The sequence below is a fragment of the Flavobacterium luteolum genome (assembly GCF_027111275.1).
Taxonomy (GTDB): Bacteria; Bacteroidota; Bacteroidia; order Flavobacteriales; family Flavobacteriaceae; genus Flavobacterium; species Flavobacterium luteolum.
On the sequence record NZ_CP114286.1, the window covers coordinates 1,406,221 to 1,420,528 of the forward strand.

Consider the following 14,308-nt stretch of genomic DNA (forward strand, 5'->3'; position numbering starts at 1 on the left):
TTTTATTTTTTTTTAATATTCTATTATTTCACAAAAAGATAAGGGACCTACATCCATTAATAGAGAAGCCCAAGTTAAACCTACACCGAAACCAGAAAAACAAACTTTTAATCGATTTTCTTTAATCTGTTCCGATATATTAAAACATGTTACTACAGGAACTGTAACACCGCTAGAATTACCAAAATTTTCCACTACATTCGCGGGCATTTTTTCTCTGGCAACCCCAATTTTATCGGCAACTTTATTAAGCATAAATTTATTTGGCTGATGAAATAAATAGTAATCAACAGCATTCTTGTCTGTTTTTGCCATTTCTAATAAAGATTCAATCATTGGCGGAACCTCTGCTTGAACAAAATTAAAAACATCATCACCTTTCATTACTAAATTTTCTTTGCTTCTAAAATTACCACTGGCATCTTCATATAACACTGAAGTTTCACTTGAAATTGGCAATTTTGCTCCTCCTGCAGGAATTTGTAAAGCAAATGCCCCAGATCCATCCATTTTTATTGTACCAAAAATTTCAGTTTTCTGGGACGATTTTTCTACAATTGTAATTGAAGCTGCATCGCCTATTAACGGATTACTATTTCGATCTCTTTTTGAAACTTTGGTACTTAAAACATCTGCATTTACAACAACAATTTTAGAAATTGAAGGCTGTTCCAACAACATAAAAGCTTGATTCAGCCCAATAATAAAACCGGCACATCCTTGATTAATATCCAAGCAAATCATATCCTGTTTTAAATTAAAATGTCCCTGAATAACATTACTTGTTGGAGGCATTATATAATCTGGCGACTGTGTGACAAAAATCAATGCATCAATATCTTCTTTTTTTAATTTTCCTGTAGAAAAAAGATAATCCAAGCCTTTAATAGCTAAATCAGATGAACAGATTCCTTCTGGTGCAATTCTTCTTTTATTCAACCCAAGAGCAGCCTTTAATTTTAATGATTTTGCTGTAGAAAAGTTGTAATTTTCCATCTCATCCTCAAAATGAATTTCTCTCGAGGGCATCACCACCAACATTCCTGTAATTTCTTTGTCTTTGAAGTACAGATTCATTACTTGATGTATTTACTTAATAGACTAGAAATACTATCAATATTTGAAAAATTTTCTGGCAATATATCTACACCATCTATTGATATATCAAAAGTTTCATCTAAACTTGTTACCAAAGTCACCAAATCAAATGAATCTAACATTCCTGCTTCAATAAAGTTTTCAACAGGTTCATTAAAATCAAACTCTGGTCTTATATCATTTAGTATTGAAATTATTTTATTATTCATAGCTAATCGTTTTATTACTTAGTATAAAATTATACATTTTTTCTTCAACAAACCCATAATGTTTGTATCTCTTTATGGCATTTTCGTTACTCTTAATTACCCAGAAAATATGCCTATTTGTGTCTTTCCCTTTACTTTCAAAAAAATTAAAAAGTTTAGAGCCAATTTTTTTCTCTCTGAAATCTGGATGAACAAACCAATATCTTAAATACAATGTACTTCCTGTAATTTCATATATTAAGAACCCTCCTAAGGTATTGTTTTCTTCATATACCAAGATATTTTTATTTTCAATCCATCTTATCAATTCATCCTTCTCTGGCAATTGCTCTGCCTTTTCATCGAAAAAAGCATTAAACAAATTTTGAATTGAAAACAAATGATCCTTTGAGGCTTCTTTAATTCCCTCCACTTTATCTGATAAAAAATCCTTTCCACCACTTATTCTATTCATTCTAACGAGTGATGTATAATAATGAAATGAATGCTTATAGAAAATATCCAATAATTCCGAAGTTTCTTCACGTTGAACAATATCCAAAATCAAAATTTCATCCTGAAATTCCCTAATAAGATTAGGAAGTGATTTACTTAATTGTTCATTAGAAGAAGCTATAAAGAACAAAGTACAATGACTTGCTTTTTTATAAATAAAGTACGTCACTTCTCCTTGATCTATTATATAGAAATTACCATTAGATATCCATATATCAATTTTCTCGCGATTAGGATAAAAATTAGTAATTAGCTTTTTCTTATAATTTTTAATTTTAATTAGAGCATTACTAATTTCATTAAAATCATCTACGCTTTTCATTACTCATTAATCTTATTTTTCAACAAAAGACGATCAATTTTCCCATTGGTATTTCTAGGTAACTCTTCCATAAATATATAAACAGTAGGAATCATATATTTAGGAATTTCATTGGAAAGCAATTTTCTAAATTCTACTATTGAAATCTCTTTATCCGCTTCATAAAAAAGAGTAATTTCCTTTTTATTTACATTGTACACAACACAACCATTCTTAGCAATTTTCAAAGTATTAACAATGACATGCTCAATTTCTCCTAATTCAATTCTATACCCTAAATGTTTAATAAGACTATCTTTTCGTCCCTTAAATATGATTTCATCTCTTTCGTTAACAGAAACAATATCTCCAGTTCTGTAAATGATTTCTGGATACGATTTATTAAGAGGATTTTGAACGAAAGCTAATGCTGTTTTTTCAGGATTATTGTAATATCCCATTGCAAGAGATGTACCTCTAACACATAATTCTCCTTCTTCTCCTTTTGTTACTAATCTATCTTCATCGAGAATCAAAACGTCTGTATTTCTACATGCAAAACCAATTGGTAATGGTTCGTTGTCAGGAACATCGCGATCAACAATAAAATAAGTACAATCTAATGTAATTTCTATAGGTCCATATAAATTGGCAAACAAACACTCCTTCAAATTATTTTTCCAATAATTAAATTGCTTTGTTGGGAATACTTCGCCGGCAAACCATACCGTTTTTAAAGATGGTAGTTTAATATTTTCTAAAAGCGACATATTGGCTATGTTTACCATAATAGTTGGCACCCAAAAAAGAAATGTTGTTTTCTCTTTTTCCAAAATTTCTAAAATTTTGATTGGAAAAGCGGCTAAACTGTCAGGTATCAACACTATTGTACTACCTTTTGACATTAACATACATAATTCATAACTATAAATATCAAAAACAAGTGGCGATAAAGATCCAATTATTTCATCATCTGTAAACTTAAAAGTATCAATAGACCATTCTGTAAAATCAACGAAACTCTTATGATTAAGAACTACTCCTTTTGGAGTTCCTGTAGATCCAGATGTATTAATAATACAATAAGGATCTGTATCAATTAATGTTGAAAGCCTATTTAGTAAAAAATCACTATCATCAATATTTGCTTCAAAATCAATCGTATCAATATTTAGTATTTTTTGAGAAAGTCCAAGATTTTCTAAATTTTTAACATATGCAGAATTTGTCATAATAAGTTGTGGCTCTATCAAGGAAATAATATTATTTATTCTTTCCATCGGAGTTTTTATATCTAAATTCATATAGATATTTCCACTAAATGTAATTGACATATCAGAAATAACACTATCAATATTTTTTGGAAGAAATACTGCAATTGGTTTATTTACATCGTTTACCAAATTTACTATTTGATTTCCTAAAATCTGTGCTTTCTTATCTAAGCTAGAAAAAGTTATTTTTTTTTCTCCTTCAACTACTGCTATTTTATCTCCACATTTCTTTACAGTTTCAACAAAATATTCTATTACATTTTTAATCATCATTATTACTTTAATTATTTTGAACTCTTAAAATTAATCTACAAATCAGATCTACCTCTTCTATAGTTAAATCATAATATAATGGCAAACACAAAACTCGTTTCGAAATATTGTCAGTTATGTTAATTTTTTTTGGCTCAATATAGGGCAAAGCACTTGCTAAAGAAGGATAAAAATAACGTCTAGTAAATATTTCATTACTGTCAAGAACTGATTTAATTTTGAGTAATAATTCTTCACTCTCCAGTACTACGCAATAATATGCGAAATTTTGCTCAGAATCATTATGCCAAACTGGTCGATAAGCTTTTAATGTTTCCAGTTTCTCATTATATCTTGACACTATTGATTTCCTATTGTTACGGATATTTTCAATATGATTTAAATTCACTAGCCCCATTGCCGCATGAAATTCTGAATTCTTTCCATTTATTCCTAATTCAGAAAAGCTATCAAAACCAGAAATCCCAAAATTACGGATATAGGCAAGTTTTTTAAGTAAATTTGCACATTTCGTTACAATTAAACCACCTTCAATAGAATGATATAATTTTGTTGCATGAAGAGAACATGTCGTAATATCACCGAATTCGAAAATAGATTTCCCATTAATTTGTACTCCAAAAGCATGAGCACCATCGTAGATTACTTTTAAATTATGCTTTTTTGCAATATTTTCAATAGCAACCACATCGCAAGGATTGCCATAAACGTGTGTGGCCAAAATTGCTTGCGTTTTTTCAGTTATTGCGCTTTCTATTTTTGAAGCATCGATATTCAATGTTTTCTCATCTATATCAACAAAAACAGGAGTACATCCTTCCCAAACAATACAAGAAGTAGTAGCAACAAACGAAAAGGGTGTTGTTATTATTTCTCCAGTAATTTCTAAAGCTTTAATAGCCATTTGCAATGCTACTGTACCATTCGTAACAAATAATAAATGATTTACAGCAAGGTATTCTTTAATATTCATTTCAAGCTCACTTGCTAATGGCCCCATATTGGTCAGCCATTGTCGTTTCCAAATACCATCGATTAATTGTTGGTATTCTTCTTGGGGTGGTAAAAAAGGTCTTGTAACCGGTATCATTATTTCTTCATTATGTTTTTAACGTCATTTATACTTTGAAATTTAAATATAAATGCTAAAGATATATAAATTACAATGCCTACAATACTAGAAATTATAAGCCTTGATATATTATTATACGCTATCAAATTATTGTTTACAAAAAAAACAACTACTCCCATACAAATTGAAATTATAAATATGGGAAGAATATCCAACAATTGTTGCTTCATTGTATAATCAATCATCGAACCTGCATAATGGGTATTAATAAAGAGAGCTAATATCGAAGCAATAACATACCCAATCATTAAAGATGTAAATCCAAAAAAAATTGAAATTACAATTATTAAAACAAATATAACCTTCTTAATAATTTCCAATCTCAAAAATAAATCACTTCTTCCCTTTACTTGAAGAATCATCAAATTATAGAGATGTAAAGGGTATAAAATTCCTGATAAGCAAATAATTTGAAAAATTGGAACAATTGGCAGCCATTTTTCAGTAAACAAAAAAACAACTAACTGATCAGCTAATAATGCCATCAACACTATAATAGGTGTAATAATAAATAACACAATCAACATAATTTTCTTATAAGCAGCTCTTAAGCCACTAATATCATCCTGCACCTTAGCAAACAACGGAAAAACAATTTTATTTAATACCGCCGAAACATTGCCAACGGGCAACATCATTAAGGAATTGGCTCTCGTATAATAACCTACCAATACTGGACTATATACTCTTCCTATTATTATTTGATATATATTAGTGAAAATAGTATCTAAAAGCGAAGAAAGCGTCATTTTATATCCAAAATAAAAATGCAATCTGAATTTATCAATGTCAAAAACAAACTGCGGTCGCCAATCTGAGGAAAACCACAAAAAAAAGGAAGTTAATAAATTTGTTGTCAGCATCGAATACACCAAAGACCAAACGCCAAAACCATTATAGGCAAACACTATTCCAAGAATACTACCAATCAGCAATGCAGGAAAAGTAATTAAAGCTTGCCTTTTAAACTTCATTTCCTTTGTCAAAATTGTATTTTGAACAGTTCCAAAAGCTAAAAAAACAAACGAAAACCCGTAAATTCTAGCTATATCTGAAAGCATTGGCTGCCTATAAAATAATGCTATATAAGGCGCTGCAAGAAAAAAAAGCAAATATATCAATATGCTAACTCCAAGATTAAAGAAAAAAACAGTTGAATAATCCCTTGTATCAACCTCTGAAACCCTTATTAGCGAACTAGTCATGCCCCCTTCAAATAATGCTGTCCCAATTCCAATAAATACTGTTAACATACCTATCAGTCCAAATTCAGAGGGCAATAGAATACGTGCAAAAATTAATTGCACTAAAAAAGTAAGGAGTTGCGTCGAAAATTGCTGCAAAAAAGACCAAAAAAATCCAGAGAGAACTTGTTTTTTTAAAGACACTAATTTTATAATTTATTTAAGTATATAGACTCAGATTTTTTATAATATTTTTCTGTTTAGATGTCAAGATTTAAAATTAAATTTTCGAATCTAAAACACCACAAAAATCAATTACAATTTTCGAATCATCTATAGATAAATTTTTAAATTCATTATGAGCTACCAAAAAGACAATAATATCAGCTTTTTTAATTGCTTCCTCGAAAGGTGTTAATTTAAAAACTTTATGATTATTTATATTTGGTTCTACTATAAAACAAATATCATCATGTGAATCTTGTAATATTTTTTGAGCTATGTACTTAGCAGGCGATTCTCTTAAATCATCGATATTTGGCTTAAAAGCTAATCCCATAATAGCTACACTAGCTTTTTTACCATGTTTCAATTGAAAATCAAGTTTTGCTGATTTTACTTTCTCAGCGCACCAAAAAGATTTATAATTATTAATTTCTCTAGCTTTACCAATAATCTGAGACTCTAATGGATAATCAGCAACAATAAAATAAGGATCTACAGCGATACAATGACCACCGACACCGCAACCTGGCTGTAAAATGTTTACTCTTGGATGTTTATTTGCTAATCTGATTAGTTCCCATACATTAATATCTGCTTTATCACAAATCAAAGACAACTCATTAGCGAAGGCAATTTGAACATCTCGCGAAGAATTCTCTGTTAATTTACACATTTCAGCTGTTCTTGCATTAGTCTTATGCAACTCTCCTTTAACAAATTGTCTATAAAACGATACTGCCTTTTCTGTTGAGATGTCATTAACACCCCCTATAACTCGATCATTATTCACTAACTCATACATTACATTGCCGGGTAGAACACGTTCAGGACAATAAGCAATATGTAGTTTATCTTTTAATTCAGGTCGCTGACTATGAATTAAATTCATCATTTTTTCAGTAGTTCCTATTGGTGAAGTTGACTCTATTATGTACAAATCTCCTTCTTTCAACAAAGGTATAATTCCAATTGTAGCAGCTGTCACAAATGAAATATCAGGCTCATTTTTAGCTTTAAAAGGCGTTGGCACTACTATTATATATGTATCAGCTAAAATAGGTGTGCACGAAGCTTTCAAGAAACCATTGGAAACTGCTCTAGCTACCGCTTCATCAAGACTTGGTTCAACTATATGAATTTTTCCTGCATTTATTGTATCTACAACATCTGAATTTATATCAACTCCATGAACATGAATATTGTTATTTGCAATTAAAGCTGCTGTTGGCAATCCAATATATCCTAAGCCAATCATTACTACATTTTCATTATTCATACTATTTATTTAAAGAAATTATATATTCTACTATTTGCTTGCTAGCATCCCCGCTTCCATATGGATTATGCAAAGCACTCATTTCCATATATTCTGACTGGGAACGCAACAAATTATTACATTCTCGTACAATTCTATCTTTATTGGCTCCAACTAAAATAACTGTTCCTGCATCAACAGCTTCAGGACGTTCAGTTGTATCTCTCATAACCAATACAGGTTTTCCTAAACTAGGTGCCTCTTCTTGAACACCCCCAGAATCAGTTATAATTAAATATGATTGATTCATTAACCAAACAAAAGCCGGATAAGCCAATGGTTCAATTAATTTAACATTTTCTATGTCTGATAATATTTCATAAACCGGCCCCTTAACATTTGGATTCAAATGGACTGGGTAAATAATTTGAACATCAATATTGTCTTTAGCAATTTCTTTTAATGCTTCACAAATATTTATAAATCCATCTCCATGATTTTCTCTACGATGCCCAGTAACCAAGACTAGTTTTTTTTCAAAATCTATAATTGTTTTTAATTTTTCAATTTCTACATTTTTAATAGAATCTACTATCTCACTACTTTCCAATAAAGCATCGATAACAGTATTACCTGTCACTACTATAGATTTATTTGTAACATTTTCTTTTATTAGGTTTTCTCTTGATTTTTCTGTTGGCGCAAAGTGATAATCTGCTAACCGTCCAGTAACTTGCCTATTAATCTCTTCTGGGAAAGGTGAATATTTATCATTGGTACGTAAGCCAGCTTCTACATGGCAAATTTTTGCACCAGAATAAAAAGCAGCAATGCTTGACGCCATGGTTGTAGATGTGTCTCCATGCACAAAAACATAATCTGGTTTGAAATCTTCTAAAATGGGCTTTAAACCCATTATAATATCCGCCGTTAATGAATACAAATTTTGATTTGGTTTCATCAAATCTAAATCATAATAGGGTTCTATCTCAAAAAAATCCAACACTTGATCTAACATTTCTCTATGTTGCGCTGTAACACAAACTCTAGTATCAAACTCTTTAATATGCTTCTTGAATTCATTAACTAATGGAGCCATTTTAATTGCTTCAGGTCTTGTGCCAAATATTACTAAATTTCTAATCATTATATAACAATATCATAAAATAAAACAGGAATATACTGTATGCGATAAATCATCTAATCAATTACTAAACATCTAATTCATTGATCACTTTTTTTACCGCCAAGAAAAAAATCATACTAAAAAAACCTACAATTCCACCGATAAAGAGTCCCTTTATTTTTCCCGTTTTTTCTTTCTTCAGCGGCAAAATTGGCCTATCTATTACTTGGATTAAAGGAGTTTCTCTCCTTAAGGTTACTTTTGACAATTCAGCCTGCTTAACCAACTCTGTTAGCACAGCTGTATTTGCCTGAACATCGACCTGTCTTCTTGCCGATGGAGCACGACGAACATTAAGAGCTGGATTCAGCATAAAAGTATTGTCATTGGCCACTGCAACTCCAGTAATGGCCCCATTCAATTCTGCACGAACGGAATCAACTTGGTGCGTCAGAATCTCCATATTCTGACGTGCCTTTTTGCTTTTAGTCTCCACGTAAAACTTACCAACTTCTTTTGCTAGTACCTCACAAAACCGTAGTGAAAATAATTCATTGTTAGAAGACATATCCATCGTAATTATAGAAATCTTTTTATCTTTTTGTGCTACAGACAACGAATTTTTCGACAAATCTTGATATATCACTCCTAAAATACTGTCATGGACTCGTGTAAAATACTTACGTTTAGTGTCAAGCAAAAAAGAAATATTTTTAAGTTTAGAATTATCCTTCCATTCGTCTCTCCATTCTTTATCCTGAATATACATCTCTGCCAAAGAGATAACTTTACCATTTACAGTAACCGGTGTTAATAAAGTTTGCTCGACCATTCGACGAGATTTAAATAATTCTGTCAAATTTGAACCGGTGAATATGCTTCCACCACTACCTCCAAGATCGATTCCGATTGAACTAGCTAATCCTAAAGCCCCTCCTAAACCACCTGCGCCAGCTTTCTCATCTTCTAAAGCAAATGTTAATGTTGCTGTATAAATAGGCTTTTTAATAAAAGAATAAGCCAATCCAATTAAGGCTCCAAATATTCCAGCTAAAGCGATAAATTTCCATTTAGTAAATAAGTACTGATACCATTCTTTTGTTTTTTTAATAAATTCCCTTAGTGAGATTTCATCATTAACTTTTAATTCTTTTTCCATTAAAATAATACTATTTAAACGCTGTAACAATTAACAATGCCAAACTAGAGACAACACTACCGATTCCAACCCATTCTCCAGCTGTCATTTTCTTAGATTGTGGTTTCTCTGGAACAACAATTTGAGAGTCTGGCTCAACAGTAGGATACGATCTAAAGAACAAAAATGATGTTGTCACAGCAGCTTTTCCATTTGGATAAATTATGTACGCTTTTTTCTTCCAACCTTTATTATCAACACCTCCAACTGAATTTAGATAGTACTTAAATCCTTTGCCTTTTCTATATGGAATTTCAGATGTTAGTAATACATTACCTGTTATTTTCACACCTTCATTATAAACCGATACCTCAATTTCATCACCAGGAAACAAGGTAACATTTGAATAATGATTTTTATCTTTTACAATTTTTTCCCAATTAACAGGAATTGTAGAAAACTTTTGCTCTTCTTTCAACTTCTTAACCAGTTTGCCTTTCAATGTATCATTTTTTGCTAAGTTAAGATCAATACTTTCTAATTTCTCTATTTCTTCTTGTTTAATTGGTCGTTTAATTTTCATTCCATCTAGATTAGCTATAGAAGTTAAACCACCCGCTCTCATTACAACATTATAAACAGTTTCTTTTTTATTTGCTAAAACATACTTTCCAGGATATCCTACAGCTCCACTCACAGTTACCATCTGAGGCTTCTCATAAACTGGCATTCTACGAATGTTTACAACATCAAATGGCTTTAAAACGAAGTTTTTAATTTGCTCGTTATTTTCTGCAGTAATTTCAAGTTCAACTAATTCAACACGATTAGGATCTGCATCATCTATGGCATCAGATTTAATCATTCTAGCAATTTCTACTCTTTTTGAAGCAGAACCAGTTAAGCCTCCGACTTGAACTACTAAATCATTTAAGGTTAAATTTTCAAAATATTCATATTCGCCAGGATTTTTTACTTCTCCATCTATGGTAACCTTATATTCTTCTCTAAAATCTAAAATAGAATAAACTGTAACTATATCTTCTCTTTTTAATTCAATATCTGCATTTAAATCTCCTGACAAAGCAGCACCTAAGTCTACATTAACAATTTCTGTTGTTAAATCTGTTTTTAAACGGATGATTCTTGCTCTTTTACTATAAGCATCCTCCTTTAATCCTTCCGCTCTTGTGACAAGATCTGAAATTCTCATTCCTTCTGTAAAAGAATAATAATCTGGTCTGAAGACAGCGCCTTCAATCTTGATACGATTCTCAAATCGATTAAGAATCTTAGTAATTCTAAAAACATCACCTGATTGAGGTTGATAAGAATTATATTCACTCTCGTTTATATCGTGAACTTTAAATTCTTTTCCTGTCTTTTGTAATACATTTACTGAAGCTGTATAAGCAAACTCATTAAATCCAGACGCAAAATTTAATAAATCAGAAAACTTCTCGCCTTTTTTCATTTCAAAAATGCCAGGACGCTTAACTTCTCCCTCAACGGTAACTCTTTGACTATAAGCAGGAATTCTAATTACGTCATTTTCCTTTAAAGAAATATTATCAGATTGATCTCCTTTAACTAAGAATCTATAAATATCAATATTCTTGTAAACTTTATTGTTTCTTATCAATTCGATGTTTCTATAACTACCATTTTTTCCAGGCCCTCCAGCTAAGTGCAAAGCATTATAGACAGTCGCTAACGAAGAAATCGAATAATTACCTGGCTGCTTACCTCCAACAATTGTTACTTTTATAGTACGTATTTTTCCCAAACTAATGCTTACTTGAGATTGTCCAGAACGAACTGTACTGTAAACTTTAGCGATAGCTGCTTTAATTTTTTGTGTGGCAGCTTCAACAGACATGCCCGAAACAAAGATTTGCCCTACATAGTCTATACTTATTTTTCCTTCTACGCTTACAGGAATATTGGCATTATACTCTTGAACACCATAAACACTTACTTGTAATTCATCACCAGGACCAAGGATGTAATTAATAGGAGTTGCTAAATTTAAATCTGGCTCAAAATTTAAAGTAGGATTATCAAATAACTCTGATCCAAAAATTAATGCATTTACAGAATCTTTTACTTTTTCATTTTTTATTTCACCTTGTTTCCTTCCAAAATCTGACGTTTTTTCTCCAGTTTTTAATTTATTGTCCTTATTTTTTTCTTTAATATCTCCTTTAGCATTTTTCTTTTCATAATCATTAAGTTTTACCTTAAGTTTATTAAACTCTGTCTGACTCATCCCCTTCGAAATTGCCATAGGTTCAACCTGATCTATAGTTGCATTATTGCTTTTTAACTGAGCGCTAATTTTTGCCAAATCATCGTCTGATAAGTAGTCAACTTTTACAGTACTTAAATCTTTAGATTTCATTATATCTTGTGCAGTAGCACTAAAAGTAATTAATGCAAAAATTAGAGTAAGAACGTATATTATTTTTTTCATATTATATGGAAAAATTATTTGAAAAATATTTTCTTTTTATGAGTATTGTTTTAGATAATAGTCTTTATAAGAGCCAGAAGTAACATTTTGAAGCCATTCTTGATTACTAAGATACCAATTGATAGTTTTTTCTAATCCTTCCTCAAAAGTAACTGAAGGTTTCCACCCTAATTCTTTATTAATTTTTGAGGCATCAATTGCATAACGCAAATCATGACCTGGTCGATCTTTTACATAGGTAATTAGTTTTTCCGAAGTCCCACTATCCCTATTTAATTTCCCGTCCATAATTTTACACAGCAATTTAACTAGCTCAATATTTTTCCATTCATTAAATCCTCCAATATTATACGTTTCATGATTTTTTCCTTCATGAAAAACTAAATCTATTGCAATAGCATGATCTTCAACAAAAAGCCAATCTCTTGTATAATTTCCATCACCATACACTGGTAATGGTTTATTATTTATAATATTATTTATAAAAAGAGGAATAAGCTTTTCAGGAAAATGATATGACCCATAGTTATTTGAACAATTGGTAAGAACATATGGCAATCCATAAGTTTCTCCGTAGGCTCTGACAAAATGATCTGAACTAGCTTTTGAAGCTGAATATGGCGAGTTTGGATCATATGGCGTTTCTTCAGTAAATAACCCAGTAGAACCTAGAGAACCGTAAACTTCATCTGTACTGATATGATAGAATTTTTTTCCTTCAAAATTTCCTTTCCATTGATTCTTAGCTGCGTTTAGCAAATTCATAGTACCAATAACATTTGTCTTAACAAAAGCAAGAGGGTCTTCAATTGAACGATCCACATGTGATTCTGCCGCTAAGTGCAAAACCCCGTCAAAATCATGTTTTTTGAAAAGTTCATTTATAAAAATTTCATCAATTATATCTCCTTTAACAAAAGTATAATTTGCTTTGTCTTCAATATCTCTTATATTTTCCAAATTCCCAGCATAAGTTAATGCATCTAAATTAAAAATCTGATATTCTGGATATTTATTTACAAAACGTCTTACTACATGAGAACCAATAAAACCAGCACCGCCAGTTATTAGAATTTTTTTCATTTTTTTTAATACTTTTTATTAATTTAATAAATCTGAATTTTGTTTTTCTAATTCATTATATATATCTTTTACATCTTGCGAATTTTCTTTTTGCAAAATCAAATTAGCATTATCTGTATGTACAAAAATAGTATTTCTTAATCCTAAAAAAGTTGTATGACTATCACAGCCGATAACCATATTCCCATTAAGATCTATAGGATGTCCTTTCGATACTAAATATTCGTATACTGACTCAAAAGATCCAAGATCGGACCAAGAAAAAGATGCAGGAACTACCTTAATTTTTTTACTTCTTTCCATCACAGCATAATCAATGCTTATTGATGGTATTTGCATTGATAGTTCTAAATCTAAAAACCCTTCTTTTGAAGCTTCCCAAACTGTTCTAGATTTCTCATAAACATCTGGCTGAAATTGTCTTAATTCATCTAATAACACACTTGCTTTGAAGCAAAACATACCGCTATTCCATAAAAAATTTCCTCTTGCAATGAATTCTTTCGCTGTAGTTTCGTTTGGCTTTTCGCGAAATGACAATACTTTATCTCCTTTAGATTCTATATAACCATAACCTGTCTCTGGCTTCGTTGGAATAATTCCGAAAGTAACAATATAACCTTCTTGAGCTTTAGAAATAGCTTCTTGGATCGCATTATTATATCCCTCCATTTTATCTATTATATGATCTGAAGGTGTAACAATTAATATATCCTCAGGATTTGAAGCAAAAGCCGCAAAAGCAATTGCGGCCGCTGTATTTCTTGGAGTTGCTTCTACAATATTTAGATACGAAGTTTTCGTCTTATCCATAACTTTGCCACTTAGATGATGGTTATCGACATTTCCTACCACCATTACTTTATCTGCTAAATGACTATTGCGTTCTACAGTCATTTCAAATAAAGATTTACCTTCAAATATTTCTAAATATTGTTTAGGTTGACTTTTTCGTGAAAGAGGCCATAGTCTACTACCAACCCCTCCCGTTAAAACTACATGTATTATCGATTTTTTTGTTTCCATTTTCTCTAAAACTAAG

General features: G+C 30.8%; 12 protein-coding genes. All 12 read right to left on the reverse strand.

Going from position 1 to position 14,308, the window contains the following annotated elements:
* Window positions 1–12: 12 nt before the first annotated feature.
* On the reverse strand, window positions 13–1,077 hold the full coding sequence (locus tag OZP10_RS05895; RefSeq protein ID WP_281633905.1) for a 3-oxoacyl-ACP synthase III family protein: 1,065 nt from the start codon (window positions 1,075–1,077) through the stop codon (window positions 13–15).
* The gene (locus OZP10_RS05900; protein ID WP_281633906.1) at window positions 1,077–1,307 is read right to left on the reverse strand and encodes a phosphopantetheine-binding protein; all 231 of its coding nucleotides are present in this window, start codon (window positions 1,305–1,307) and stop codon (window positions 1,077–1,079) included. The genes OZP10_RS05895 and OZP10_RS05900 overlap by 1 nt, the downstream gene beginning before the upstream one ends.
* Complete coding sequence (locus OZP10_RS05905; protein ID WP_281633907.1) at window positions 1,300–2,124, reverse strand: GNAT family N-acetyltransferase; 825 nt, start codon at window positions 2,122–2,124, stop codon at window positions 1,300–1,302. The genes OZP10_RS05900 and OZP10_RS05905 overlap by 8 nt, the downstream gene beginning before the upstream one ends.
* Window positions 2,124–3,650: an amino acid adenylation domain-containing protein gene (locus tag OZP10_RS05910; protein WP_281633908.1), complete on the reverse strand. Its 1,527-nt coding sequence runs from the start codon at window positions 3,648–3,650 to the stop codon at window positions 2,124–2,126. Before OZP10_RS05910 ends, OZP10_RS05905 begins: the two co-directional genes overlap by 1 nt.
* A gap of 7 nt (window positions 3,651–3,657) precedes the next feature.
* Window positions 3,658–4,740 (reverse strand): DegT/DnrJ/EryC1/StrS family aminotransferase, encoded by a 1,083-nt coding sequence (locus OZP10_RS05915; protein ID WP_281633909.1) that lies wholly within the window; start codon window positions 4,738–4,740, stop codon window positions 3,658–3,660.
* Complete coding sequence (locus OZP10_RS05920) at window positions 4,740–6,170, reverse strand: lipopolysaccharide biosynthesis protein (protein ID WP_281633910.1); 1,431 nt, start codon at window positions 6,168–6,170, stop codon at window positions 4,740–4,742. Before OZP10_RS05920 ends, OZP10_RS05915 begins: the two co-directional genes overlap by 1 nt.
* Before the next feature lie 76 nt (window positions 6,171–6,246).
* Window positions 6,247–7,467, reverse strand: a complete 1,221-nt coding sequence (wecC, locus tag OZP10_RS05925) for a UDP-N-acetyl-D-mannosamine dehydrogenase (protein ID WP_281633911.1) — start codon at window positions 7,465–7,467, stop codon at window positions 6,247–6,249.
* 1 nt (window position 7,468) lies between these two features.
* Window positions 7,469–8,593, reverse strand: a complete 1,125-nt coding sequence (gene wecB / locus OZP10_RS05930; protein ID WP_281633912.1) for a non-hydrolyzing UDP-N-acetylglucosamine 2-epimerase — start codon at window positions 8,591–8,593, stop codon at window positions 7,469–7,471.
* Between the two features lie 64 nt (window positions 8,594–8,657).
* Window positions 8,658–9,731 (reverse strand): Wzz/FepE/Etk N-terminal domain-containing protein, encoded by a 1,074-nt coding sequence (locus OZP10_RS05935; protein WP_281633913.1) that lies wholly within the window; start codon window positions 9,729–9,731, stop codon window positions 8,658–8,660.
* Between the two features lie 10 nt (window positions 9,732–9,741).
* A complete protein-coding gene (locus tag OZP10_RS05940) occupies window positions 9,742–12,183 on the reverse strand; it encodes an SLBB domain-containing protein (protein ID WP_281633914.1) in 2,442 nt (813 codons plus the stop codon).
* Between the two features lie 36 nt (window positions 12,184–12,219).
* A complete protein-coding gene (gene rfbB / locus OZP10_RS05945; protein WP_281633915.1) occupies window positions 12,220–13,266 on the reverse strand; it encodes a dTDP-glucose 4,6-dehydratase in 1,047 nt (348 codons plus the stop codon).
* Between the two features lie 18 nt (window positions 13,267–13,284).
* The gene (locus tag OZP10_RS05950) at window positions 13,285–14,292 is read right to left on the reverse strand and encodes a mannose-1-phosphate guanylyltransferase (RefSeq protein WP_281633916.1); all 1,008 of its coding nucleotides are present in this window, start codon (window positions 14,290–14,292) and stop codon (window positions 13,285–13,287) included.
* Window positions 14,293–14,308 lie beyond the last annotated feature (16 nt).

What these genes read in the sequence shown, in the direction of transcription:
- wecC (WP_281633911.1), bottom strand. Translation starts at nt 7,467, where the DNA reads ATGAATAATGAAAATGTAGTAATGATTGGCTTAGGATATATTGGATTG.
- rfbB (WP_281633915.1), bottom strand. Translation starts at nt 13,266, where the DNA reads ATGAAAAAAATTCTAATAACTGGCGGTGCTGGTTTTATTGGTTCTCAT.
- OZP10_RS05950 (WP_281633916.1), bottom strand. Translation starts at nt 14,292, where the DNA reads ATGGAAACAAAAAAATCGATAATACATGTAGTTTTAACGGGAGGGGTT.
- OZP10_RS05895 (WP_281633905.1), bottom strand. Translation starts at nt 1,077, where the DNA reads ATGAATCTGTACTTCAAAGACAAAGAAATTACAGGAATGTTGGTGGTG.
- OZP10_RS05940 (WP_281633914.1), bottom strand. Translation starts at nt 12,183, where the DNA reads ATGAAAAAAATAATATACGTTCTTACTCTAATTTTTGCATTAATTACT.
- OZP10_RS05915 (WP_281633909.1), bottom strand. Translation starts at nt 4,740, where the DNA reads ATGATACCGGTTACAAGACCTTTTTTACCACCCCAAGAAGAATACCAA.
- OZP10_RS05910 (WP_281633908.1), bottom strand. Translation starts at nt 3,650, where the DNA reads ATGATGATTAAAAATGTAATAGAATATTTTGTTGAAACTGTAAAGAAA.
- OZP10_RS05900 (WP_281633906.1), bottom strand. Translation starts at nt 1,307, where the DNA reads ATGAATAATAAAATAATTTCAATACTAAATGATATAAGACCAGAGTTT.
- wecB (WP_281633912.1), bottom strand. Translation starts at nt 8,593, where the DNA reads ATGATTAGAAATTTAGTAATATTTGGCACAAGACCTGAAGCAATTAAA.
- OZP10_RS05935 (WP_281633913.1), bottom strand. Translation starts at nt 9,731, where the DNA reads ATGGAAAAAGAATTAAAAGTTAATGATGAAATCTCACTAAGGGAATTT.
- OZP10_RS05905 (WP_281633907.1), bottom strand. Translation starts at nt 2,124, where the DNA reads ATGAAAAGCGTAGATGATTTTAATGAAATTAGTAATGCTCTAATTAAA.